Here is a 23,775-nt window from a genome sequence, read left to right as displayed (position 1 = left end):
TCGTCGGTATTCAGACCTTATTGGTCATCCATACCTTGGGAGCGCCGAGCACGCCGCCCGTTCGCATCGCTGCTCGGAGTTCTTCGAGTTTGCCGAAGGCCTCTGCCGCTTCGGGCGTGGCGAACTCATGCGTCACGGTGATGTCGTTGGGATTGTCTATCGCCTGAAAGACGGCCTCGGCGATCACGCCGTTCGCCTTCTGGACGGGCTTGAACGCGTCGTAAACTTTGCGCCAGGCCGCGTAGTCCGAAACCTCATGCCTTACGAATAGCATCGTCATGTCACCCTCCTACTTTGCATCGACACGTTTCGTTGGGATATCGGCCGCCACCCTATCATCGATGGGAATTTTGCGCGCGGTGAAATGCGGTTGAGGCCGATTGGTCGCACTACGTAAGGCTCGGGATGGAAGCCATGGTTTCCTCGCGCGCAGCCAATGCTACGCGCCCTTTGAAATTGGTCGCTTCGCTGCGATACTTCCCTCGAAGGATCGAGATCGATGGCTCGTCATTGGGGAATTCTGGCAGCGTTGCTATCACTGGCGCTCATCAGTGCCGGACCTGCTGATGACGGGCGCTGGTATGCTGGAGGTTATTCCTTCTCCGACGAACTCGGCGGCTTCCGAATTCTGTCCGTGAACGGCTCGGGCACGCGAGATGATCCGATCGAGATCCAGGAGCAGTTGAACCTCGCGACGCCCGTCACGCTTGTGATCCGGGGCGCAAACCCGTCCCGGCTCGATGCCACGGAACAGACCGGCGTTCATTTCCGCATTGTCACCGTGAACAGGAGTGGACTTGGGTGGATTGGCTTCGGATTCGAGCTTCAGGAAATTCGCGGCAAGCCGAGCGATTTCGATGATGGCCTCTCGTTCGGCCAGACGAACCCCAATCCCGACTTCATTTCATCCAATCGGTTTCAGCGTTTTGAAAGCCGTTTCGAAAGCTACGATCGGTTGAGCTTCGAAGACGGCCATGTCGATCCGCTGGATCTCGCCGCGTTCGGCTTCTTCGTTACCGACATGACGCCGGTGCCGGAGTTCTATCTTGTGCAGGACCCGCGCATACCGTCGTCATGAGGCACACGACTGAAAGAAAGCGGCGCCATTGATGGCGCCGCCCTCCAATCGCTTCAGATCTTGCCGCCGGCTTCGGGGATGACCTTGGTCAGGCTGCCGTTTGCCGGGAAGAGAGGGATCAGGCAGGCCTGCAGGGCATGATAGATGTCGCCCTTGCCGGGGAAGAGGCTGTGCGAGGGAACGAGATCCTCGGTCAGTTCCTCATGCCAGCCGCCGTTCTTGTGATCGATGAACGAGCGCTCGATGACGTTCCAGATCCGGCGGTAGTGCTCCTCGTGGTAGTCGCTCGGCAGGTGCTCGTTCAGGAAGTGCGCGGCAGCAGCGCCTTCGCAGGCCGGCCACCACAGCTTGTTGCGCTTGGCGGGCTTGTCGTCCCAGTCGAGCGTGTAGAAGAAGCCGCCCTTGTCGTCGTCCCAACCGAGCGCGATCGACTGCGAGAACAGGCTCTTGGCCGCATCCGGCATCCATTCCTGCTTCTTGCCGCCGAGCACCCAGAGCTGCAGGAGGAGACGCGCCCATTCCAGCCAGTGGCCAGGCGTCGTGCCTGCCGGGCGGAACATCTCGTTCGGATGGTAGTAATCCTTGTCGAGACCCCAATCGGTGGTGAAGTGTTCGGCAACGCGCCAGCCGACGGAACCGGCAGCGCGGCGGATCACGAGGTCGGCGATGCTTTCGGCCTTGGCGAGATAATCGCGATCCCCGGTTGCTTCGAAGGCAGCCATCAGCGCTTCGGTGAGGTGCATGTTGGAATTCTGGCCGCGGTAGTTGCCGCCGTCGAGGGCTTGCCAGTCGGCGGTAAATTCCTCGGCGATGGCGCCGTGCTTGGTTTCCCAGAACTTCGTGTTCAGGACTTCGGTGATGTCGGCAAGCATGCCGTCGGCCAGCGGATGGCCGACCGTCTTGGCGGACGAGGCGGCGAGCAGGACGAAGGCGTGGCCGTATCCCTGCTTGTTTGAATCGACAGGGCCGTTGTCGTCGAGAGACCAGAAGTAGCCGCCATTCCTGGTGTCGCGGTGATGGTTCCAGATGTACTGCATGCCGTGATCCACAACGTCGGCGGCACCGGGGCGGCCGAGAAGGGTGCCGATCGAAAAGCAGTGGACGGCTCGCGACGCGATATGGATCGGACGGACCTGGCCGGCGGCATTGAGCGGCGTGCCGGTGTCGTCGAGATCGAAGAAGCCACCCTTGGGGTTGATGGAGTCGTGCTGGAAGAAATCAAAGAGCCCGTTTGCCTGCGCAAGAAGCCAGTTGCGGTGATAGCTGCGGGTGGTCCAGTTTCCGAGCGCGGCGTCGCCGTTTGCAGGTGCCATGATACTCCTCCGATTTCGTGCACAAAGCCTTCGCAACCGCCTATATAGGGGCCGCTCGAGTCTGTCATCTGCCCAGCGCCGCAAAGGCGCCACATGAGATGGATATATTGACATAAAGATATCTTTATGTGATTGGACCATTTGGTCTGCAACGACGTCAAGGAGTCCGCCCGTGTTTGATACTCTGTTTGGTTCCGAAGGGGCAAAGCGCGACGGTAGTGAAGTGTTTGCTGCGCTCAAGAAAGCCGCGAGCGAACGCATCCTCGTTCTTGACGGTGCCATGGGCACGCAGATCCAGGGGCTGGGCTTCGATGAAGACCATTTCCGCGGCGATCGCTTCATCGGATGCGCCTGCCACCAGAAGGGCAACAACGACCTTCTGATCCTGTCGCAGCCGGATGCGATCGAGGAAATCCATTACAAATACGCCAAGGCCGGCGCCGATATCCTTGAGACCAACACGTTTTCGTCGACCCGGATCGCGCAGGCCGACTACGCGATGGAAGGCGAGGTCTATGCGCTGAACAAGGAAGGCGCCGAGATCGTGCGCCGCGCCTGCATCCGCGCCGAGCGCGAGGATGGCCGTCGCCGTTTCGTGGCCGGCGCCATCGGCCCGACCAACCGCACGGCCTCGATCTCGCCTGACGTCAACAATCCTGGTTTCCGCGCCGTCACCTTCGATGACCTGCAGGCAGCTTATGCGGAGCAGATCGACGGCCTGATCGATGGCGGCGCCGACATTATCCTGATCGAGACGATTTTCGACACGCTGAACGCCAAGGCCGCGATTTTTGCCTGCGAAGAGCGCTTTGAGGCGAAGGGCATTCGCCTGCCGGTCATGATCTCGGGTACGATCACCGACCTTTCAGGCCGCACGCTTTCGGGCCAGACGCCGACCGCCTTCTGGAACTCGGTGCGTCACGCCAACCCGTTCACGATCGGCCTGAACTGCGCGCTCGGCGCCAACGCCATGCGTCCGCACTTGCAGGAACTGTCGGGCGTTTCCGATACCTTCATCTGTGCCTATCCGAATGCCGGCCTGCCGAACGAGTTCGGCCAGTATGACGAGACGCCGGAGCTGATGGCGGCGCAGATCGACGAGTTCGCCCGCGAGGGTCTCGTCAATATCGTTGGCGGCTGCTGCGGCTCGACGCCTGAACACATCAAGGCGATTGCCGAGGTTGTCGCCAAGTACAAGCCACGCCCGATCCCCGAGCACCGGCCGTTCATGTCGTTGTCTGGCCTCGAGCCGTTCGAGCTGACCAAGGACATTCCCTTCGTCAACGTCGGTGAGCGCACCAACGTCACGGGCTCCGCGAAATTCCGCAAGCTGATCACCAATGCCGATTACACCGCGGCGCTCGACGTCGCGCGCGACCAGGTGGAAAACGGCGCGCAGATCATTGACATCAACATGGACGAGGGGCTGATCGATTCCGAAAAGGCGATGGTCGAGTTCCTGAACCTGATCGCCGCCGAGCCGGATATCGCTCGCGTACCTGTGATGATCGACTCCTCGAAGTTCTCGATCATCGAGTCCGGCCTCAAGCGCGTCCAGGGCAAGCCGATCGTCAACTCGATCTCGCTCAAGGAAGGCGAAGAGAATTTCCTGGCGCAGGCGAAGCTGCTGCATGCCTATGGTGCGGCTGTGGTCGTCATGGCCTTCGATGAGACGGGGCAGGCGGACAGCTACGAGCGCAAGGTCGAGATCTGCGCGCGCGCCTATAAGCTGCTCACCGAAAAGGCGGGCTTCCCGCCCGAAGACATCATCTTCGATCCGAACGTTTTCGCGGTTGCGACCGGCATCGAAGAGCACAACAACTACGGCGTCGACTTCATCGAGGCGACGCGCACGATCCGCAAGACGATGCCGCTGGTGCATATCTCGGGCGGCGTTTCGAACCTTTCCTTCTCGTTCCGCGGCAATGAGCCGGTGCGCGAGGCGATGCATGCCGTGTTCCTCTACCACGCCATCCAGGCGGGCATGGACATGGGTATCGTCAACGCTGGGCAGCTTGCCGTCTACGATCAGATCGATCCGGAGCTGCGCGAAGCCTGCGAAGACGTGGTGCTCAACCGCCGTCCTGATGGGACCGAGCGGCTGCTTGAGGTGGCTGAAAAATTCCGTGGCGGCGCGGCGCGCGAAGGCCGTGTGCAGGATCTCTCCTGGCGCGAGTGGTCGGTCGAGAAGCGTCTCGAGCATGCGCTGGTCAACGGCATCACCGAGTATATCGATGCCGATACCGAAGAGGCGCGCCTTGCTGCGGCCCGTCCGCTGCATGTCATCGAAGGTCCGCTGATGGCCGGCATGAACGTGGTCGGCGATCTCTTCGGCTCCGGCAAGATGTTCCTGCCACAGGTCGTCAAGTCGGCGCGCGTGATGAAGCAGGCCGTGGCCGTGCTCCTCCCTTACATGGAAGAGGAGAAGCGCCAGAACGGCGGCGACGAGCGCAAGGCCGCCGGCAAGATCCTGATGGCGACCGTCAAGGGCGACGTCCATGACATCGGCAAGAACATCGTCGGCGTCGTGCTGGCCTGCAACAACTACGAGATCATCGACCTCGGCGTCATGGTGCCGGCGACGAAGATCCTCGAGACGGCTGTTGCCGAGAAGGTCGATATCATCGGCCTTTCCGGCCTGATCACCCCGTCGCTCGACGAGATGGTGCATGTTGCCGCTGAGATGGAACGCCAGGGACTGGATCTGCCGCTTTTGATCGGTGGGGCGACAACGAGCCGTGTCCACACTGCGGTCAAGATCCATCCGGGCTACGAAAAGGGCCAGGCGGTTTATGTGACGGATGCGAGCCGCGCGGTCGGCGTCGTCTCTTCGCTGCTGTCGCCGGAAGCGCGTGACGGCTATGTGGCCGATATCCGTGCCGAATACGCCAAGGTGGCGGCTGCGCATGCCCGCAGCGAGGCCGAGAAGGTGCGTCTGCCGCTCGCCCGCGCCCGTGACAACGCGCAGCAGGTCGATTGGGCGACTTACAAGCCGACCAAGCCTAGCTTCCTCGGCACCAAGGTGTTCGACGGCTACGATCTTGCTGACATCGCCAAGTACATCGACTGGACGCCGTTCTTCCAGACCTGGGAGTTGCGTGGCCGGTTCCCGGCCATTCTCGAGGATGAGAAGCAGGGCGAGGCAGCGCGTGCGCTCTGGGCCGATGCGCAGGCGATGCTCAAGAAGATCATCGACGAGAAGTGGTTCCACCCGCGCGCGGTCATCGGCTTCTGGCCGGCAAACGCGGTTGGAGACGATATCCGTCTGTTCAAGGACGAGAGCCGCAAGGACGAGCTTGCCACCTTCTTCACGCTGCGCCAGCAGCTCTCGAAGCGTGACGACCGGCCGAATGTCGCGCTGTCGGACTTCGTCGCACCCGTCGATAGCGGTGTCCAGGACTATGTCGGCGGCTTCGTCGTCACGGCCGGTATCGAGGAAGTGGCGATTGCGGAACGCTTCGAGCGCGCCAACGACGATTATTCGTCGATCCTCGTGAAGGCGCTGGCCGATCGCTTCGCCGAAGCATTCGCCGAGCGCATGCACGAGCAGGTGCGTCGCGAATACTGGGGCTACGCCGCAGATGAGCATCTCAGCAACGAGCAGCTCGTCAGCGAGGAGTACGCCGGTATCCGCCCGGCGCCGGGTTACCCGGCGCAGCCAGACCATACGGAGAAGAAGACGCTGTTCGGCCTGCTCGATGCGGAGAAGGCGGCAGGCGTGACGCTCACCGAGAGCTACGCGATGTGGCCCGGTTCGTCCGTTTCCGGCATCTACATCGGGCACCCCGATTCCTACTACTTCGGCGTTGCCAAGGTGGAGCGGGATCAGGTCGAGGATTACGCGAACCGCAAGGGCATGGACGTTGCCGAGGTCGAGCGTTGGCTTGGGCCGGTTCTCAACTACGTGCCGCGCAAGCGTGATGAGGACATCGAGGACGCGGCCTGATCGGCTGCGTCTTCACGATTTGATTCAAGTGCCGGACAGATTGATTCAGCGTCTTGCCGCAAGGCGCTGATCCTGAATCGAAATCAGCTGTTGCTCAGGCGGTCAGCTCGACGAGAATTGCCGTCGTGTCGTCGCTTTGCTTGAAGCGGGGGTAGCGGAGACCTTCGGGGTCCGTTTCCCGCTCGAAACGCCGCAGCTCTTCGATCATCGGCGCGAGACCCTTTTCCAGCGCTGCTCGAACGAGGCTCGCCGCATCGTAGGCGCCGTAGAGAACCACGAGATCCGCGAAGCCATCGCTGCAGATGATAGCGTGGGCCTTACCGTTGATCTTCAATTTTTCCCATACGAGATGATCCGCCGATTCAGGCACGAGGCCCAAGGTCCAGATGCCGCCAGCGGTGTTCTGGCTTTCACGGTGCCGGCGCAGAGCGGCCAGCGTTTCCGCATTGCCTAGCGCGCCGCCATCCTTGGTGATGCCGCCGGTGCGGGCGATGTGGCTTTGTGCGTGTGCCTGCTCCCTGACATAGGCGTCGGGAATGGCCATGTGAAAGCTCACCGATCCATCTTCCCGCAAGAGGAAGACGCAGGAATCGCCGAGGCCATAGAAGGTCAAACCGTCGTCGGCGGCATGGATCATCGAAAAGGCGGAAAGCGGCCAGGCGTAGCGCGGTACATCAGGGTTGCTGCCGAGGAATGTGGCCTTGGCCTCTAGCGACACAGCGCGGGCGATATCGGAGACCTGTGTCTGGCGCGTGATCTGCTGCCGAAAGCCATCCGCGAAGCATGCCGCGACCCAGGCGGCGTCGCTGCCTGATGCGTCCATGTATTGGCGGTCGCCAAGGCCGGTTGCGCCATCGATCACGAAGACGCAGGACTCATTATAGCCGAAGCGGTCGTCATTTGGCTTGGCCGGATTTCCCGGTATGGAGAGCGCGTCGAGGATTTTGATCGCAGGTGTTGGCATCGTTCTTCAATTCCTCGTCATGTGGCAACGGAAGGCCGAACGGGCCGGCCTTCGCGGATTTGGCGACGTCTTGGTCAGCCGAGAACCGGGCGCATGAAGCTGCGCTCATAGCTGATGATGCTGCGGTTGCGCTTGTCCAGATCGAATGCCGCCTGGCACTCGGGATCGACGGCCATTCGCGTGCGATAGTCTTCGTAGGCGGCGAGGCTCGGGAAGGAGAACAATGCAACCGCGATGTTGTTGGCGCCTTCGGAGGGCAGGAAATAGCCGTGATGGTTGCCGCCCATGCGGTTGACGATCGGAATCCAAAGCCTGGCATATTCTTCAAATTCGGCGACCTTGTAGGGGTCGATGACGTAGCGCAGATGGCAAGTAATCATATGAAATATCTCTGATTGGTAGGGCCGGCAGAGACGCCTGCAGGCCGGTTAGTAACTTAGTGTGTTGTCGTCAGGCGCTCGTGGCAAGACGTTCGTTCAGCTCCTCGATGCCGACCTCTGCTTCGACGCTATCGCCCTTGGCGATCAGGTATAGCCCGAGCGCGAAGGCCAGGGCTGCAATGAACAGCAGATAATAGGCATGCGCCATCGGGTTCAGTGGGAGAGCCGAGGCCACGGCAAGCGGCGTCAGACCGCCGAAGATGGCGTATGAGACGTTGTAGGAGAAGGAAAGGCCGCTGAAGCGCACGCGAGCCGGGAAGGCGCGCACCATGACATAGGGCACCGCGCCGACCATGCCGACCGACAATCCCATGATCGCATAGAGCACGAACAGGACCGTGAGCGACGTTGCGGCGTAGGTGTAAAAGGCGAAGGTCGCAGCAGCAAAGAAGATGCTGGAGACGACGAAGAAGCGTCCGGAGCCCACCCGGTCAACGATCGCGCCGGCGGCTGCTGTGCCGAAGATCAGGAAGAGCGTGCCGAAGCTGGTGGCGGCAAGCGACTGCTGGGCGGTGTAGCCGTAGAGTTTCTGCAGGAAGGTCGCCGTCATCAGCGTCGTGACGACGATACCGGCCGACAGGATCCAGGTCAGCAGCATGGAGATAATGACGCCGCGCGGGTAGTCGCGCAGCACTGACTTCAGCGGCAGTTCGGGTGTCAGCGAGCGGGCCTGCTTCATTTCAGCGAAGACCGGTGTCTCCTGCAGCCAGCGGCGCAGGTAGACGGCAACGAGGCCGAAGATGCCGCCGAGCAGGAACGGGATGCGCCATGCATAGGCAGCAACATCCTCAGGCGTGAAGACGGAATTGATGATCGTGGCGATGAAGGATCCGAGCAGGATCCCGAGCGTCAGGCCGGAGCAGAGGAAGCCGCAGGCAAAGCCGACGCGGCGGAACGGGACGTGCTCGGCCACGAAGGTCCAGGCACCGGGCACCTCGCCGCCGATCGCAGCCCCCTGCAGAATGCGCATCAGGATCAGCAGGATCGGAGCGGCAACGCCAATCGTGGCGTAGGTCGGCATGGCGGCCATGCCGAGCGTCGAGAGCGCCATCAGCAGGATCGAGAAGGCAAAGACGCGCTTGCGACCGAATAGATCGCCAAAATGGGCAAGCACGATGCCGCCGAGTGGGCGAACCAGATAGCCGGCCGCAAAGATTCCGAAGGTCTGGATGGTCACCAGCCATTCCGGCATGTCGGCTGGAAAGAACAGCTTGCCGATCACCGCCGCGAAGAAGACGAAGATGATGAAATCGTAGAACTCAAGCGCGCCACCGAGGGCGGAGAGGCCAAGTGTGCGGAAATCCTGCGCGGTGAGGCGACGGGGCGGGGCGACTGGTGTGGTGGGGGACATGATGCTGACTTTGCTCGACGAAAAACGTTTAAGCAGTCGTTGCGCATCGAGGATGTCATTTCAAGCAATTTCCGGCGCCGCGAAATGCAGCGCCGGAAATGTTGGAAGCGAGTGTGGCAAAGCCGCAAAACTGGCGCGGCGGCCTGATCAGTCGCGAATGACGAGGAGGTCGGCCGCCATGAAGCGCAGCGTCACGGTCTCGCCGGCAGCCGGCGGGGTGACGCCCGGGCTGTTGAACATGTCGAAGGAGATCACGTTGCCGCCGACGTTCATGCGGGTGCGGATGACCGAGCCGAGGAAGTGGGCGGAAACGACCTGACCGGTCAGCTTCGTGTCGCTTGGGGTGCTCTCTGCCAGCGATCCCGCTTCCGGGCGCAGCGCAAGCGAGACTGTGTCGCCAGCCTTGTAGGCGGCAACCGACTGTTTCAGCGTGACGCCCTGGTCACCGATCTGGATGCGGTTCACGGCGGGATCGACAACCTTAGCCTCGATCATGTTGAGCGTGCCGACGAAGGAGGCGACGAAGCGGGTGGCCGGCGTGTTGTAGATCTCGAAGGGGGTGCCGATCTGGTCGGCGCGACCGCCGTTCATGACGACGATGCGGTCGGAGATCGAAAGGGCTTCTTCCTGGTCGTGGGTGACGAAGATGGTGGTGATGCCCAGCGACTGCTGGATCTGGCGGATTTCCTCGCGTAGCGACACGCGGATCTTGGCGTCGAGCGCCGAGAGCGGCTCGTCGAGCAGGAGCACTTGCGGCTTGGCGGCAAGGGCACGGGCGAGCGCCACGCGCTGCTGCTGACCGCCCGACATCTGGTAGGGATAGCGATCGGCAAGGTGGCCGAGATGGATCAGTGCCAGCATCTCCTTGACGCGGGCGTCGATCTCGGCCTTCGGCTTGCCGGCGATCTTCAGTCCGAAGGCGACATTGTCATGCACCGTCATGTTCGGGAAGAGGGCGTAGGCCTGGAAGACCATGCCGATATTGCGCTGGTTGGGCTTCAGCGGTGCGATGTCCTTGCCGGCGATCGTGAGGTTGCCGCCGGTCGGATTTTCGAAGCCGGCGATCATACGCAGGACAGTGGTCTTGCCACAGCCCGACGGGCCGAGGAAGGAGACGAATTCTCCCTTTTCGATGTCCATGTTGAAGTTCTTCACGACCTGAACGGGGCCGAAGGATTTCTGAATGTTGGTCAGCGAGAGAAAAGACATGTCAAAATACCTTAAGCCTTGGCCGGGCGGGATCTGCCGATGCGCGAGACGAGATTGAGCAGGCCCATGCTGAGCCAGGTGATGGAGAAGGCGATCACGGCGAGTGCCGAGGGCTCGTAGGCCCTGTTGGCGCCGACGAGCTGGAGATAAGGGCCGAAGGCCGGGCGGCTGAGCAGGGCCGCGAAAGTGAACTCGCCCATGACGATCGCCAGCGTGATGAAGGCGCCCGACAGGATGCCGCTCATCACGTTCGGGAAAATGCACTTGAACATGATCGTCCACCAGCTGGCGCCGAGGCTCTGGGCGGCCTCAGTCAGCGTGCGCACGTCAATGGCGCGCATGGCGGTGTCGACGGAGCGGTACATGTAGGGCAGCGACAGGGTGATGTAGGAGAAGACCAGAAGGATGTTGGTGCCCGTGGTCGAGGCTGTCATCGGCAGGAAGGACGAGGAATTGTACATCCTGAGATAACCGAAGACGATGACGATGGCCGGGATGACCAGCGGCAGCAGCGTGATGAACTCGACCACCTGGCGCATCTGCGGCATGCGTAGGCGCACCCAATAGGCGGTCGGCACGATCAAGAGCATGCCAAAGACGATGGTGAGCAATGCCATCATCATTGAATAGCCGAAGGTCTCACGGAAACGCTCGTCGGAGAAAACCGACAGATAGGCGTCGAAGCTGTACGCATCGCGGCGCATGCGCAGCGAAAACTCGATGGTTCCGAGCAGGGGCACGATGAAATAGGTCGCGCCGATGGCGATGGCGATCCAGGCGCCGAGTTTTTGAGCCTTCATTTCTGCCACCGTTCAGCGCGCATACGCAGCATGAGATAGAGGATGTTGGACACGCCCGTTATGACGATCATGCCGAGCGCGATCGCGTAACCGAGGTTCGCATTGTGAAGGACGTCGCCGCGGATCTGCGCGTAGAGCAGGATGGGAACGATGTTGAGCGAGGAGCCGGTGAGGGCGTAGGCGGTCGCAATCGCGCCGAAGGCATTGGCGAAGAGCAGCAGCGTCGTGCCGAGAAGGCTCGGCCAGAGGATCGGCAGGGCGACCTTGGTCCAGTACTGGACATTGCTGGCGCCGAGGATTTCGGCCGCTTCGCGCCATTCCTTTTTCATGCCATCGAGCGCTGGCGTCAGGATCAGCACCATCAGCGGGATCTGGAAGTACATGTAGGTGATGGTCAGGCCGAAGAAGGAGAGAAGGTTGAAGCCGGTACCGTAGAGGTTGAAGCCGAACCAGTCTCTCAGGAAAATGGTGACGAGGCCGGTACGGCCAAGCGTTGCAAGGAACGAGAAGGCAAGCGGGATGCCTGCGAAGTTCGAGGCGACTCCGGAGAAGGTCAGAAGCGTCGAGCGCACCGACGTCGGCAGGCCGCCGAGAACGACCGCCCAGGCAAGAAAGAAGCCGATCAGCGCGCCGCCAAGGGCGGAGGCGACCGATACGCGGATACTGATCCAGTAGGCGCTGAGGATCGAAGGGGTGAAGAGATCACCGATGTTCTTCAGCGTGAAATTACCCTCGGGCGTCAAAAAGGCGCCGACCACAAGGTAGAGCGTGGGAATAATGAGAAAAAGAAGCGCGAAAATAATGAAGGGTGTAATGCCAAGCCAGTCGATCACCCGGTCCCTGGTGATCAGCGGGGCCGTGCTCACCACGGGCGTCGTCGAAACAGTGCTCATTGAAAAAGCTCTTCTTGCGGCGTCGAAGGGGCAAAAGCCTCCCCGTCGCAATGACGGGGAGGCCGGTATCAGGCGATATTACTTGACGTTGGCGCCAACGACGCTGTCCCACTTGCCGGTGATGGCGGTCTTGCCAGCAGCCTGCTCGTCGAGCGTCGGAAAGACAGCCTTTTCATAGGCGGCTGCCGGCGGCAGCTTGTCGAGAAGTTCCTGCGGGATCTTCTTGTTCTTGGCCAGATCGTTGAAGCGGATCGGGTGGCAATAGCCCTTCAGCCAGCCGAGCTGACCTTCGTCCGAATAGAGGTATTCCATCCAGAGCTTGGCAGCGTTCGGGTGCGGAGCGAAGGCGGAGATCGCCTGGACGTAAACGCCGGCGTTGACGCCCGAAGCCGGAACGACGACTTCAACCGGCGGGTTGCCCTTGAGCGTATCGCGCCAGGACAGGCCGTTGTAGTCCCATGCGATGACGATCGGGGTCGAGCCCTGTGCCAGCGAAGCGGACTTGCCGATGACAGGAACGAGGTTGCCTGCCTTGTTGAGTTCGCCGAAGAAGGCGAGACCTGCTTCACCAGCCTTGGTTGCATCCTTTTCGCCAGCAGCGATACCGGCAGCGTAAACAGCCTGAACAGCCTGGTTCGAGGCGCGCGGGTCACCGGCGAGAGCGATCGAGTTGGCGTAGTCGGACTTCTTCAGGTCGGCCCAGTCCTTCGGGACTTCCTTGACGATGTCGGTGTTCACGACGAAGGAGAGAACGCCGTAGTAGTCGCCGTACCAGAAGCCGTCGGCATCCTTGGCGGAGTCAGGGATCGAATCCCAGGTGGAAACCTTGTAAGGCTGGATCAGGCCGTCAGCCTTGGCGGTCGGGCCGAAGGAGAGGCCGACGTCGATGACGTCAGGAGCCTGCGGGCCGGTGTTGCCCTTGTTTGCCTTGATGGCTTCGATTTCGTCGCCCGAACCGGCATCCGGGTTCAGTTCGTTGACTTCCAGGCCGTACTTCGCCTTGAAGCCGGCAATGACGTCGCCATAGCCGCACCAGTCGTGCGGAAGCGCGATGGTCGTCAGCGTGCCTTCCTTCTTGGCGGCAGCAATAAGTTCAGCGCTTGGTTCAGCTGCTGCGATTGCAGTCGAAGCAACAACAATTGCAGTAGAAAGCGAAAGCATTTTCGAAATATTAGAGATCACTGTTGTTCTCCTTCGGGTTTTCAGTGTCCGACGATGCTGTTACTGACGTTACGTGAAGCTTTCGTGACAGTTTGATGACCTTATTTTTTCTTTGTATAGCAGGCATTTGGCGGCGATGTTTCAATTACGACACGTTGTTCGTGCAAGCGCCACACGTCATCTCACTGTCGTATTTTCCCTCCTAACTGAGTTTGCGGAACAGCCTCGTTTGTTCAAACAGGCCCTCCAGGGTTTTCATGCGTTCTTTCGTCTCGTCCCAGGTCGAGCTTTGAACAGCTTCGATGAGGGCTTCGACGATGAAAAGAGTGACGACGGACGAGTCCCAGGCCGACGGCGCCTCGATCTGCACACGAAAGGTGTGGCGGGCGAGCTTGGCGGCAGGCGATCCCCACTGGTCGGTGAAGACGACGATCTCGGCCCCGCTCTTGCGTGCCGCGGTTGCGAGGCTGACCATCTCCTGCTCGTAGCGACGGATATCGAAGATAACGAGCAGGTCGCCGGGATTCATATTGAGGACGTATTGCGGCCAACTGCTGGAATTGGACGACAGCAACGCGGTGTTCGGCCTGATGACCTGCATATGAGTAAAGAAATACTCGGCCAGCGCACCGGTAATGCGCCCGCCGACAAAGTAGAGGCCGCGCTTGCGGTCTGAAAGGAGCGAGGCGACGCTGTCGAAGGTCGCTGTGTCGAGCGCGCTCAGCGTCTGGCGCAGATTGCCCATGATCGCGTCGGCGAAACGGTTGAGAATATGCGTGCCCGGTGCGTTGGACGCCCAACGGTCATGCTTCGCGATGGGGTTGGAGATCGTCGCCTCGACCTCCTGATGAAGGTGCGCCTGAAAGTCCGGATAGCCCTTGAAGCCGAGCTTCTGCACCATGCGCACGACCGTCGGGGTCGATACGCCGGCGTTCTCCGCGATCGTCGTAATGCTCCCCAGGCCGGAGACAGGGTAGTTGTCCAACAGACTCTCAGCCAATTGCTTCTCGGCCCGCGTCAGCGTGCCGAAATGCGAATGGATTACGTCCGAAACTGTCTTCGACGCAGCGGTCACTCGATCTTGCTCCCCGGGATTGGTCTTGTGCCACTTTCCCACTCAAAGTTAACAACGCTGTCACAATCCATGTCAACCACTGTCATGAAAAGAAATTTTCAGCGTGCGCTTGACAGTCGCCAGAACCTGAAGAATTCTTTTCTTATACATTCTTTATTAATGATCGGGATGCGCCTGTGGTGGCTGTTCAGTTCAAGGTCCTAAGCGAAGCGGAAGGTAAATGCGTTTCGGTCGAGCGACCGAACGGCAAGAGCCCTTTGCTGGTGATCTGCGAGCATGCATCCCGATTGATCCCCGAGCGGTTCGGGACGCTCGGTCTCTCCCGCGAAGCATTGGAAAGCCACATCGCGTGGGATCCGGGCGCGCTCGCCGTAGCGCGCGGAATTTCCGAAGCCCTTGATGCGACGCTTGTCTACCAGCGATTTTCGCGACTGATCTATGATTGCAACAGGCCGCCGGAGTCTCCGGGCGCCATGCCCGAGAAGAGCGAAGTCTACGACATTCCGGGCAATGCGCACCTAAGCTCAGAAGAACGCGTCGCGCGCACCGAAGCGTTGTATATTCCTTTCCACGACGCCATTCGCGCACTGATTCGCGAACGCAAGGCGAGGGGGCAGGATACGGTGATTGCAACGGTCCATAGCTTCACTCCTGTTTACCACGGCAAGACGCGTGCCGTGGAAATCGGCATATTGCATGATGACGACAGCCGCCTTGCCGACAGCGTCCTGAACGCCGCCTCGGCTGGCTCGTCCCTTTATAAAGTCGAACGCAACGAGCCCTATGGCCCCGCAGATGGCGTGACCCACACGCTTGTTCTGCACGGGCTTTCGAACGGGCTGCGCAATGTAATGATCGAGGTCCGCAACGACCTCATCTCAGATCAAGACGGTCAAGGGGTCATGGCCGGCTATCTGACAGGGCTTCTCCGGCAAAGCCTGGACGCCTGACAACAAAGAAAAAGACCCCAGGGAGCAGTCTAACTGCGATCCGCTCGTAGGCGCACACGTCACGAGCACTTTGGCACTGGATGATCAACCGCAATCCCGCGGTCGATCGCTAAACAGGGGGAAGTCATGTCCGATTACTCGGAACTCGACAAAAAGCAGGATGTCCACATCCTGCACTCCATGGGCTATGCCCAGGAGCTGGAACGACGCATGAGCTCGTTCTCGAATTTCGCCGTCTCGTTTTCCATCATTTGCATTCTCTCCGGCGGCATCAACTCGCTGGCACAGGCGACCGCCGGTGCCGGCGGCGCGGCGATCGGCATCGGTTGGCCAATCGGCTGCTTTGTTTCGCTGGTGTTTGCCGTCGCCATGGCGCAGATCAGCTCGGCCTATCCAACGGCCGGCGGCCTCTATCACTGGGGTTCGATCCTCGGCAACCGCTTCACCGGCTGGCTGACCGCCTGGTTCAACCTGCTCGGTCTCGTCACGGTTCTCGGCGCCATCAATGTCGGTACCTATTACTTCTTCATGGGTTCGTTCGGCACGAGCTATTTCGGTCTGACGGACACCACCACGGTCCGTATCCTGTTCCTGGTGATCATCACCGGTGCGCAGGCGCTCGTGAACCACATGGGTATCGGGCTGACCGCGAAGCTCACGGACTTCTCGGGCTACCTGATCTTCGCAACCGCAATCGTGCTGTCTGCCGTGTGCCTGCTCTTCGCACCGTCCTACGAGATCGGCCGCCTCTTCACCTTCGCCAACTACTCCGGCGAAGCGGGCGGCAATGTATGGCCAGCGACCTCCGGCACGTGGGTATTCCTGCTCGGTCTGCTGCTGCCGATCTACACGATTACCGGTTACGACGCTTCGGCGCATACATCGGAAGAAACCGTCAAGGCGGCCCATTCGGTTCCGCGCGGCATGGTGTCGTCGGTACTGTGGTCGGCGCTGTTCGGCTACATCATGCTTTGCTCCTTCGTGCTGATGCTTCCGAACATGGACGAAGCTGCAAAGCAGGGCTGGAACGTGTTCTTCTGGGCGATGGACGCGCAGGTTCCCGCCGTCATCAAGGATCTGCTCTATTTCGCAATTCTGGTCAGCCAGTGGCTGTGCGGGCTTGCGACCGTCACCTCGGTGTCGCGCATGATCTTCGCCTTCTCGCGTGACGGCGGTCTGCCGGCCTCCAAGGCGCTTGCCAAGGTCAGCCCGAAGTACCGTACGCCGGTGGCTGCGATCTGGACGGGTTCGATCCTTTCGGTGCTCTTCGTCTGGGGTTCGTCGCTCGTTTCTATCGGTGACACGCCGGTTTACACGATCGTCGTCTCGTGCACGGTCATCTTCCTGTTCTTCTCCTTCGCGATCCCGATCACGCTCGGCCTCTTCGCCTGGGGTTCGTCGAAGTGGGACAAGATGGGTCCGTGGAACATCGGCGAGGGCATGTACAAGCTCTTCTCCGTGCTGACGATCCTGGCGATGATCCTGATCTTCGTTCTCGGCGTTCAGCCGCCGAACGAGTGGGCGCTCTACATCACCGTCGGCTTCCTTGTGCTGACCGCGATCGTGTGGTTCGGCTTCGAAAGCCGCCGCTTCAAGGGACCGCCGATCGGCGAAGAAGTGGCACGCCGTCAGGCCGAGATTGCGGCTGCTGAAAAGGCCGTCGGAGAAAGCTGAGCTTTCGACTTCCCTCTTTAACGACGGGGCCGCATCGGCGGCCCCGTTTCCCGGCTCAACGAAAAGGCATCAGGTCAGGCGCGTCCGTTTCACGGCATGCTCTTTCGTTGCCCCGATTTTTTCAGTTCCAGGTTCAGGCGGATTCAATATGAGCATCTATACTCTCGACGATCTCAAGCAGGATGTTGCCGACGGCCGCATCGACACGGTTCTGGCATGCCAGGTGGACATGCAGGGCCGCTTGATGGGCAAGCGGTTCCAGGCCGAATACTTCCTCGAGAGCGCATGGAAGGAAACACATAGCTGCAACTATCTCGTCGCCACCGACATGGAGATGGAAACCGTCTCCGGCTACAAGGCGACAAGCTGGGAAAAGGGCTACGGCGACTACACGATGAAGCCCGACCTTTCGACGCTGCGGCGCATTCCGTGGCTCGAAGGGACCGCGCTGGTACTCTGCGACCTGCTCGACCATCACACCCATGAAGAGGTGCCGCACTCGCCGCGCGCCATCCTGAAGAAGCAGGTCAAGCGTCTCGAGGACATGGGCATGAAGGCGTTCATGGCCTCCGAGCTTGAGTTCTTCCTGTTCGACCAGACCTACGAGTCGGCGCAGGCGTCGGGCTATCGCAACCTCAAGCTCGCCAGCGCCTATAACGAGGATTACCACATCTTCCAGACGACCAAGGAAGAAGAGGTCATGCGGGCGATCCGCACCGGTCTTCAGGGCGCAAACATCCCGGTCGAAAACTCCAAGGGCGAGGCATCCGCCGGCCAGGAGGAAATCAACGTACGCTACGCAGACGCGCTGACGATGGCGGACCGCCATTCAATCATCAAGAACGGCTGCAAGGAAATCGCCTGGTCGAAGGGCAAGGCCATCACCTTCCTCGCGAAGTGGCACTACAACGCCGCCGGCAGCTCGTCGCATATCCATCAGTCGCTCTGGAGTGCGGATGGCAAGACACCGCTATTTGCCGACGACAAGGGCAAATACGGCATGTCGCCGCTGATGGAAAACTACATTGCCGGCCTGCTCGCGCATGCGAGCGAGATCACCTACTTCCTGGCGCCCTACATCAACTCCTACAAGCGCTTCATGGCCGGCACGTTTGCGCCGACAAAGGCGATCTGGAGCAAGGACAACCGTACGGCCGGCTATCGCCTGTGCGGCGACGGCACGAAGGCGATCCGCATCGAGTGCCGCGTCGGCGGGTCCGACCTCAATCCCTATCTCGCCTTTGCGGCGCTGCTCGCAGCGGGCATCGATGGCATCGAGAACAAGATGGAGCTCGAAGCACCGTTCGTCGGTGACGCCTATGGCGCTCGCAAGGTCCGCGAGATCCCGCGCACGCTGCGCGCGGCAACGGTTGCCATGACGAAATCGAAGATGTTGCGCAGTGCCTTTGGCGACGACGTCATCGATCACTACACGCGCGCTGCCGAATGGGAGCAGGAGGAGTACGATCGTCGCATCACCGACTGGGAAGTGGCGCGCGGTTTCGAAAGAGCATAATAGGCGTAGCAAAGGCCGGACGACGTCCTGTCATACGATCTCCATATCTTGCGAGATTGTCTGTAGGCGGCGACCGGCTTCGGCACGCGAAAACATAGGAAGATGATCATGGGAATGATCCAATGCATTTCGCCGATCGACGGATCGGTTTACGCCGAGCGTCCGGCGCTGTCGCTGGACGCGGCGAAGGACGTCGTGGCGCGCGCTCGCAAGGCGCAGAAGTCCTGGGCGAAGCGGCCGCTTGAAGACCGCGTGCAGCTCGTCCTCAAGGGCGTTGCGCGGCTGAACGAGATGTCCGACGTCGTCGTTCCCGAGCTTGCCTGGCAGATGGGGCGACCGATCCGCTATGGCGGTGAATACAAGGGCTTCAACGAACGCTCCAACTATGTCGCCTCGATTGCTGCCGATGCGTTGGCACCGCTGGTCGTCGAGGAAAGCGACAAGTTCGAGCGCCGCATCGAGCGCGAAGCGCATGGCGTCGTGTTCGTCGTGGCGCCCTGGAACTATCCCTACATGACGGCGATCAACACGATCGCGCCGGCGCTGATGGCGGGCAATACGGTCATACTGAAGCATGCGTCGCAGACGCTTCTCGTCGGCGAGCGGCTGGTGCAGGCTTTCGTCGAGGCTGGCGTTCCAGATGATGTGTTCCAGAATGTCTTCCTCGATCATGAGACGACATCGTCCTTGATTGCCGCAGGCAGCTTCAACTTTGTCAACTTCACTGGTTCGGTCGAAGGCGGGCGTTCGATGGAGCGCGCGGCAGCCGGCACGTTTACCGGTCTTGGCCTCGAACTTGGCGGCAAGGATCCGGGTTACGTCATGGAAGATGCCGACCTCGACGCGGCCGTTGATACGCTGATGGATGGCGCGACCTACAATTCCGGCCAATGCTGCTGCGGTATCGAGCGCATCTATGTGCATGAATCGCTCTATGACAGCTTCGTCGAGAAGTCGGTCGCCTGGGTGTCGAACTACAAGCTCGGCAATCCGCTTGATCCCGAGACGTCGCTCGGCCCGATGGCAAACAAGCGTTTCGCCAAAGTCGTGCGCGAGCAGATCGCCGATGCCGTCTCCAAGGGCGCCAAGGCGCTGGTCGATCCCAAGCTGTTCCCGCAGGACGATGGCGGTGCCTATCTCGCGCCGCAGATCCTCGTCGATGTCGACCATTCGATGGCCTTCATGCGCGAGGAAACCTTCGGCCCTGCCGTCGGTATCATGAAGGTGAAGAGCGACGACGAGGCAATCGCGCTGATGAACGACAGCCAGTACGGTCTGACGGCATCGCTGTGGACCAAGGATGCGGAGCGGGCGGCACGGCTTGGTCGCGAGATCGAAACCGGCACCGTCTTCATGAACCGCGCAGACTATCTCGATCCGGCGCTTTGCTGGACCGGCGTCAAGGAAACCGGCCGGGGCGGCTCGCTGTCGATCATCGGCTTCCAGAACCTGACGCGTCCGAAATCCTACCATCTGAAGAAAGTCACAGCATGAGCAGCAACATCACAGCCAACTGGAGCTATCCGACCGCCTTCAAGCTCGGCCGCGGCCGCATCAAGGAACTGGCGGACGCAGCCAAGAGCCTCGGCATGAAGAAGCCGCTGCTGATCACCGATCGCGGCCTGGCATCCATGGCGATCACCCAGACGGCACTCGACATTCTCGAGGAGGCCGGTCTGGGCCGCGCGATCTTTGCTGACGTCGACCCGAATCCGAACGAGAAGAACCTCGAGGCCGGCGTCAAGGCGTTCAAGGATGGCGGCCACGATGGCGTCGTTGCCTTCGGCGGCGGTTCCGGCCTTGATCTCGGCAAGTGCGTGGCCTTCATGGCCGGCCAGACGCGGCCCGTGTGGGACTTCGAGGATATCGGTGATTGGTGGACGCGCGCCAGTGTCGAAGGCATCGCGCCGATCGTCGCCGTTCCGACCACGGCAGGCACCGGTTCGGAAGTCGGTCGCGCCAGCGTCATCACCAATTCCGAAACGCATGTGAAGAAGATCATCTTCCATCCGAAGTTCCTGCCAGGCGTCGTCATCGCCGATCCGGAACTGACGGTCGGCATGCCGAAGATCATCACCGCCGGCACCGGCATGGACGCCTTCGCGCATTGCCTGGAAGCCTATTCTTCGCCCTTCTACCATCCGATGTCGGCCGGTATCGCGCTGGAAGGTATGCGTCTCGTCAAGGAATACCTGCCGCGCGCCTACAAGGAAGGCACGGATCTTGAAGCCCGCGCCCACATGATGTCGGCCGCCGCCATGGGCGCGGTCGCCTTCCAGAAGGGCCTCGGCGCCATCCATGCGCTGTCGCATCCGATCGGCGCCGTCTACAACACGCATCACGGCATGACCAATGCTGTCGTTATGCCGGCCGTGCTGCGCTTCAACCGCTCGGTGATTGAAGACAAGATCGCGCGCGCGGCGGCCTATCTCGGCATCTCCGGCGGCTTCGACGGCTTCTACAACTACGTGCTGCAGCTTCGCTCGGAACTCGGCGTTCCGGACAGCCTTTCGGCGATGGGAATCAAGCCTGATCGAATCGACGAATTGTCCGCAATGGCGATCGAAGACCCGAGTGCGGGTGGTAATCCCGTTGCAATGACGCTTGAGAACACCAAGCAGCTCTTCGCCGATTGCTTCTGATCGTCACCTGGCAGGAAGATAAAAGCCCGGAAAGCCCCGCTTTCCGGGCTTTTTTTGTGTTGGACGGTGACTGCGAGAATAACCGGCTGAATCTGAGGAGGGTACGTTTAGGAGTTGTTAACCATGATCGGAAAGGATGCATTAACCGCACGATGCTTCCCCCAGTGCGCGGAAGAGCCAATCGCCCGGCTCGCGACTTTCCCCTTGAGGACCTGATATGCCAGTCATTACATTTGCAAACACCAAGGGCGGCGCCGGCAAGACGACGGCTGTGCTGCTGCTTGCGACCGAGCTCGCCAACAAGGGCTATCGCGTCACGGTTCTCGATGCGGACCCGCAGCACTGGATCACGCGCTGGCATGAGGTTTCCGGTCACGTTCCCAATGTGCAGGTGATCGACTTCGTTACCTCGGCTTCGCTGCCGCAGCATATCTCCGAGAACAAGCACAACACCGACTATTTCATCGTCGACCTGCCGGGCGCGCGCAATCCGCTGCTTGCTACGGCGATCGGCCTCTCCGACCACGTCCTTATCCCGATCCAGGGATGTGCGATGGACGCCCGCGGCGGTGCGCAGGTGCTTGAGCTGCTCCAGTACCTGGACGAGAAGGCGGGCATCAAGATCGGACATTCGGTCGTCCTGACGCGCGTCAACTCAATGGTCACCACTCGCGCGCTCGCGCTGGTCAAATCGCTGTTGAGCGAACGGCAGGTTCCGGTCCTGGATACGGCGATCATCGAGCGCTCCGCCTTCCGCGACATCTTCGACGTCGGCGGTACGCTTCATTCGCTCGACCCGGCGCGGGTGAGCAATCTCGATCGGGCGAAGGAGAACGCGCTCTGTTTCGCAGAAGAGATCATGCGCAAGCTGCCGGTACGGCTGCCTGCGGCGGCGCGAATGACCGGACCCTTCGTCCGCTCCGCCGCCTGACGGATTGGTCTTGCGGCGGCGGCCACAGCTTGCCGTGGCCGGCAGACCGAAGCGTTCCAACGATCATCTTCCATTAGAAAAGCCCATGACCGGCGGGGTCATGGGCTTTTCTAATTCCTTCGTTATTTTCGCTAGGTGGTCTGAAATGCAGTTTCGTCCGCTTCGTGCGTCGAGGCGTCAAATAAAGAGCATCGACAAAACAAAAAGAAACGCCGCACCAATCAAAAGGACATTCAAGGATCGTGTGAGTCCCATGTCTGTCTCCTCGCGTTAACGAGGTGATAATATGTCCGGACTGTGACGCTTGAAAAGCGCTTTTTGTGCTGCGGTGCGGCAAAAATGTCACGAAAAGCAAGGTCTCTTTTGGTTAAGCCCATGAAACAAAAGAGGTAACAGGTCGAAAAAATATTCACACTTTTTAACGTGGAGTAAAGAAGGGCGATCCACCGTTAACGCTAAAAGCGGGATTGCAGCCGCTTTTGTGAGTCAAAGCCGGCAGTGGCCGGCTTCGACCAGAATTCACCTGGGAGCCTCAGAGAGAGCCGAGCAGGGCAGGCGTCGCCCAGCCGTCGGCGGGCATGCCGAGGCGCTGCTGTTCCTTCTGGATGGCTACGCGCGTACCGGAACCGAGAATGCCGTCGATCTGGCCGACGTCATGCCCCATCGAATTGAGCTTCGTCTGCAGCGCCTTCATCTGGTCGTTCGACAGACCCTGCTCGGGCGTTCCCTTCTGATAGGGCTCGGAACCGGAGAGGCGGGTCCCGAAATAGGCGGCCGAGGTCGTGTAGATGAACGACTTGTTCCATTCGAGATAGATCTGGAAATTAGGATAGGCAATGAACGCCGGCCCGAGCCGTCCCTGCGGCAGTACGAGGTCGCCGCGAAGGTTGCCGAAGCTGGTATTGCCGTCGCGTGGCTTCACGCCGAGCGCGAACCATTCTCCGGCGGTCAGGGAGCCACCGAGGCCCGATTTCTCCCAGGGGAGGGTATCAGGCAGCGTGACTTCCTGCAGCCAAGGCTGGCCCTTCTGGAAGCCGAGGTGCTGAATGAACTTGGCTGCGGTCAGGATGGCGTCCGGACCGCTCTGCTTGAGGCGTACATGCCCGTCGCCGTCGCCGTCAACGCCATAGGCGATGATGTCGCGCGGCAGCATCTGCACCTGGCCGATTTCGCCGGCCCATGCGCCTGTGTTCGTCGCCGGATCGAGGTCGCCGTGCTGGACCATCTCGATGAGCGCGATCAGCTGCGGCCGGAACAGTTCCGGACGGCGGCAATCGTGCGCGAGCGTGACAAGAGCATTGCGGGTGTTGAAATCGCCCTGAACGGCGCCGAAGTCCGTTTCCATCGCCCAGAATGCGGTGATGACGCCGGCGGGTACGCCGAATTCCTGCTCGGCACGGGCGAAGACATCGGCGAACTGCTTCATCTTCTGGCGGCCGATGTCGAGGCGTGCCTGGCTTACCGTGCGCTGGGAGAATTCAAGGAAGGTCTGCTTGAAGACGCCCTGGGCGCGGTCGCGGCTCAGGACCTTCGGGTCGATCTCAGCACCGGCCAAGGCCTTGTCCACGGCTTCGGCCGTTGCACCGGCAGCGATTGCTTCGGATTTCACGCCAGCCAGGAACGCTGTCAGATCGCCATCGCAGGCGACTGCTGGTTGTTGAGCGGCTACCGGCTTGGGGTCAGCGGTCTGCGCCGATGCGGCGGTTGCCAGGCTCGCGGTGAACAGAAGAGCGAGCATAGAACTGCTTGCAGGCGTACGGCGCATGATTTTGACCTCGTCGTTGCGGAAATTGCTGTCGATGTCCCAAATGATTGTGACGGAAGCAAGAAAG

General features: G+C 60.7%; 19 protein-coding genes. 8 read left to right on the top strand and 11 right to left on the bottom strand.

Features of this window, described 5'->3' with window-relative positions:
* Window positions 1-10 precede the first annotated feature (10 nt).
* The gene (locus FZ934_RS09415; RefSeq protein ID WP_153270861.1) at window positions 11-280 is read right to left on the bottom strand and encodes an antibiotic biosynthesis monooxygenase; all 270 of its coding nucleotides are present in this window, start codon (window positions 278-280) and stop codon (window positions 11-13) included.
* A gap of 219 nt (window positions 281-499) precedes the next feature.
* Between FZ934_RS09415 and FZ934_RS09410 the strand changes: the two genes are divergently transcribed.
* Window positions 500-1,078, top strand: a complete 579-nt coding sequence (locus tag FZ934_RS09410; RefSeq protein ID WP_246737866.1) for a hypothetical protein — start codon at window positions 500-502, stop codon at window positions 1,076-1,078.
* 53 nt (window positions 1,079-1,131) lie between these two features.
* Here FZ934_RS09410 and FZ934_RS09405 read toward each other — a convergent pair whose 3' ends face one another.
* Window positions 1,132-2,391 carry an AGE family epimerase/isomerase gene (locus FZ934_RS09405; protein ID WP_153270860.1) on the bottom strand — a complete coding sequence of 420 codons (1,260 nt, stop codon included), beginning with the start codon at window positions 2,389-2,391 and terminating at the stop codon, window positions 1,132-1,134.
* A 172-nt stretch (window positions 2,392-2,563) separates the two neighbouring features.
* Here FZ934_RS09405 and metH point away from each other — a divergent pair, with 172 nt between their 5' ends.
* The gene (gene metH, locus FZ934_RS09400) at window positions 2,564-6,337 is read left to right on the top strand and encodes a methionine synthase (RefSeq protein ID WP_153270859.1); all 3,774 of its coding nucleotides are present in this window, start codon (window positions 2,564-2,566) and stop codon (window positions 6,335-6,337) included.
* A 94-nt stretch (window positions 6,338-6,431) separates the two neighbouring features.
* Here metH and FZ934_RS09395 read toward each other — a convergent pair whose 3' ends face one another.
* The 8 genes from FZ934_RS09395 to FZ934_RS09360 all read right to left on the bottom strand — a co-directional run bounded on the left by FZ934_RS09395 (window position 6,432) and on the right by FZ934_RS09360 (window position 14,230).
* The gene (locus FZ934_RS09395; protein WP_153270858.1) at window positions 6,432-7,301 is read right to left on the bottom strand and encodes a hypothetical protein; all 870 of its coding nucleotides are present in this window, start codon (window positions 7,299-7,301) and stop codon (window positions 6,432-6,434) included.
* A gap of 74 nt (window positions 7,302-7,375) precedes the next feature.
* Entirely contained in the window at window positions 7,376-7,681 is a 306-nt protein-coding gene (locus FZ934_RS09390; RefSeq protein ID WP_047505879.1) for an NIPSNAP family protein, read from the bottom strand.
* Window positions 7,682-7,751: 70 nt separating this feature from the next.
* Window positions 7,752-9,092, bottom strand: coding sequence for an MFS transporter (locus tag FZ934_RS09385; protein ID WP_153270857.1), 1,341 nt, complete (start codon window positions 9,090-9,092; stop codon window positions 7,752-7,754).
* Window positions 9,093-9,239: 147 nt separating this feature from the next.
* Entirely contained in the window at window positions 9,240-10,301 is a 1,062-nt protein-coding gene (locus tag FZ934_RS09380; protein WP_113363464.1) for an ABC transporter ATP-binding protein, read from the bottom strand.
* Between the two features lie 11 nt (window positions 10,302-10,312).
* Entirely contained in the window at window positions 10,313-11,101 is a 789-nt protein-coding gene (locus tag FZ934_RS09375; RefSeq protein WP_113363463.1) for an ABC transporter permease, read from the bottom strand.
* Window positions 11,098-11,994: an ABC transporter permease gene (locus tag FZ934_RS09370; RefSeq protein ID WP_153270856.1), complete on the bottom strand. Its 897-nt coding sequence runs from the start codon at window positions 11,992-11,994 to the stop codon at window positions 11,098-11,100. The genes FZ934_RS09375 and FZ934_RS09370 overlap by 4 nt, the downstream gene beginning before the upstream one ends.
* A gap of 78 nt (window positions 11,995-12,072) precedes the next feature.
* Complete coding sequence (locus FZ934_RS09365) at window positions 12,073-13,155, bottom strand: ABC transporter substrate-binding protein (protein ID WP_432443617.1); 1,083 nt, start codon at window positions 13,153-13,155, stop codon at window positions 12,073-12,075.
* Window positions 13,156-13,357: 202 nt separating this feature from the next.
* Window positions 13,358-14,230: a MurR/RpiR family transcriptional regulator gene (locus FZ934_RS09360; protein WP_113363460.1), complete on the bottom strand. Its 873-nt coding sequence runs from the start codon at window positions 14,228-14,230 to the stop codon at window positions 13,358-13,360.
* Window positions 14,231-14,406: 176 nt separating this feature from the next.
* Here FZ934_RS09360 and FZ934_RS09355 point away from each other — a divergent pair, with 176 nt between their 5' ends.
* The 6 genes from FZ934_RS09355 to FZ934_RS09330 all read left to right on the top strand — a co-directional run bounded on the left by FZ934_RS09355 (window position 14,407) and on the right by FZ934_RS09330 (window position 21,943).
* Window positions 14,407-15,180 (top strand): N-formylglutamate amidohydrolase, encoded by a 774-nt coding sequence (locus tag FZ934_RS09355; protein ID WP_153270855.1) that lies wholly within the window; start codon window positions 14,407-14,409, stop codon window positions 15,178-15,180.
* A 126-nt stretch (window positions 15,181-15,306) separates the two neighbouring features.
* Window positions 15,307-16,854, top strand: coding sequence for an amino acid permease (locus FZ934_RS09350; protein ID WP_153270854.1), 1,548 nt, complete (start codon window positions 15,307-15,309; stop codon window positions 16,852-16,854).
* A 148-nt stretch (window positions 16,855-17,002) separates the two neighbouring features.
* Window positions 17,003-18,370: a glutamine synthetase family protein gene (locus tag FZ934_RS09345; protein ID WP_153270853.1), complete on the top strand. Its 1,368-nt coding sequence runs from the start codon at window positions 17,003-17,005 to the stop codon at window positions 18,368-18,370.
* A gap of 108 nt (window positions 18,371-18,478) precedes the next feature.
* Window positions 18,479-19,864, top strand: coding sequence for an aldehyde dehydrogenase family protein (locus FZ934_RS09340; RefSeq protein ID WP_153270852.1), 1,386 nt, complete (start codon window positions 18,479-18,481; stop codon window positions 19,862-19,864).
* Window positions 19,861-21,012 carry an iron-containing alcohol dehydrogenase gene (locus FZ934_RS09335; protein WP_153270851.1) on the top strand — a complete coding sequence of 384 codons (1,152 nt, stop codon included), beginning with the start codon at window positions 19,861-19,863 and terminating at the stop codon, window positions 21,010-21,012. Before FZ934_RS09340 ends, FZ934_RS09335 begins: the two co-directional genes overlap by 4 nt.
* Window positions 21,013-21,229: 217 nt before the next feature.
* Window positions 21,230-21,943 (top strand): ParA family protein, encoded by a 714-nt coding sequence (locus tag FZ934_RS09330; RefSeq protein ID WP_113363455.1) that lies wholly within the window; start codon window positions 21,230-21,232, stop codon window positions 21,941-21,943.
* 532 nt (window positions 21,944-22,475) lie between these two features.
* On the opposite strand, the gene FZ934_RS09325 is transcribed toward FZ934_RS09330, so the two are convergent.
* Entirely contained in the window at window positions 22,476-23,708 is a 1,233-nt protein-coding gene (locus tag FZ934_RS09325) for a lytic murein transglycosylase (protein ID WP_153270850.1), read from the bottom strand.
* Window positions 23,709-23,775 lie beyond the last annotated feature (67 nt).

This window comes from Rhizobium grahamii (assembly GCF_009498215.1).
Taxonomy (GTDB): Bacteria; Pseudomonadota; Alphaproteobacteria; order Rhizobiales; family Rhizobiaceae; genus Rhizobium; species Rhizobium grahamii_A.
The sequence above is the reverse complement of the archived record's forward strand: the minus strand, read 5'-3'. Positions and strand labels throughout refer to the sequence as shown.

Bases quoted from the DNA above. Each gene is read 5' to 3' on its own strand.
- FZ934_RS09415 (WP_153270861.1), bottom strand. From the start codon at position 280: ATGACGATGCTATTCGTAAGGCATGAGGTTTCGGACTACGCGGCCTGG.
- FZ934_RS09410 (WP_246737866.1), top strand. From the start codon at position 500: ATGGCTCGTCATTGGGGAATTCTGGCAGCGTTGCTATCACTGGCGCTC.
- FZ934_RS09405 (WP_153270860.1), bottom strand. From the start codon at position 2,391: ATGGCACCTGCAAACGGCGACGCCGCGCTCGGAAACTGGACCACCCGC.
- FZ934_RS09395 (WP_153270858.1), bottom strand. From the start codon at position 7,301: ATGCCAACACCTGCGATCAAAATCCTCGACGCGCTCTCCATACCGGGA.
- FZ934_RS09390 (WP_047505879.1), bottom strand. From the start codon at position 7,681: ATGATTACTTGCCATCTGCGCTACGTCATCGACCCCTACAAGGTCGCC.
- FZ934_RS09385 (WP_153270857.1), bottom strand. From the start codon at position 9,092: ATGTCCCCCACCACACCAGTCGCCCCGCCCCGTCGCCTCACCGCGCAG.
- FZ934_RS09380 (WP_113363464.1), bottom strand. From the start codon at position 10,301: ATGTCTTTTCTCTCGCTGACCAACATTCAGAAATCCTTCGGCCCCGTT.
- FZ934_RS09375 (WP_113363463.1), bottom strand. From the start codon at position 11,101: ATGAAGGCTCAAAAACTCGGCGCCTGGATCGCCATCGCCATCGGCGCG.
- FZ934_RS09370 (WP_153270856.1), bottom strand. From the start codon at position 11,994: ATGAGCACTGTTTCGACGACGCCCGTGGTGAGCACGGCCCCGCTGATC.
- FZ934_RS09365 (WP_432443617.1), bottom strand. From the start codon at position 13,155: ATGCTTTCGCTTTCTACTGCAATTGTTGTTGCTTCGACTGCAATCGCA.
- FZ934_RS09350 (WP_153270854.1), top strand. From the start codon at position 15,307: ATGTCCGATTACTCGGAACTCGACAAAAAGCAGGATGTCCACATCCTG.
- FZ934_RS09345 (WP_153270853.1), top strand. From the start codon at position 17,003: ATGAGCATCTATACTCTCGACGATCTCAAGCAGGATGTTGCCGACGGC.
- FZ934_RS09340 (WP_153270852.1), top strand. From the start codon at position 18,479: ATGGGAATGATCCAATGCATTTCGCCGATCGACGGATCGGTTTACGCC.
- FZ934_RS09335 (WP_153270851.1), top strand. From the start codon at position 19,861: ATGAGCAGCAACATCACAGCCAACTGGAGCTATCCGACCGCCTTCAAG.
- FZ934_RS09330 (WP_113363455.1), top strand. From the start codon at position 21,230: ATGCCAGTCATTACATTTGCAAACACCAAGGGCGGCGCCGGCAAGACG.
- FZ934_RS09325 (WP_153270850.1), bottom strand. From the start codon at position 23,708: ATGCGCCGTACGCCTGCAAGCAGTTCTATGCTCGCTCTTCTGTTCACC.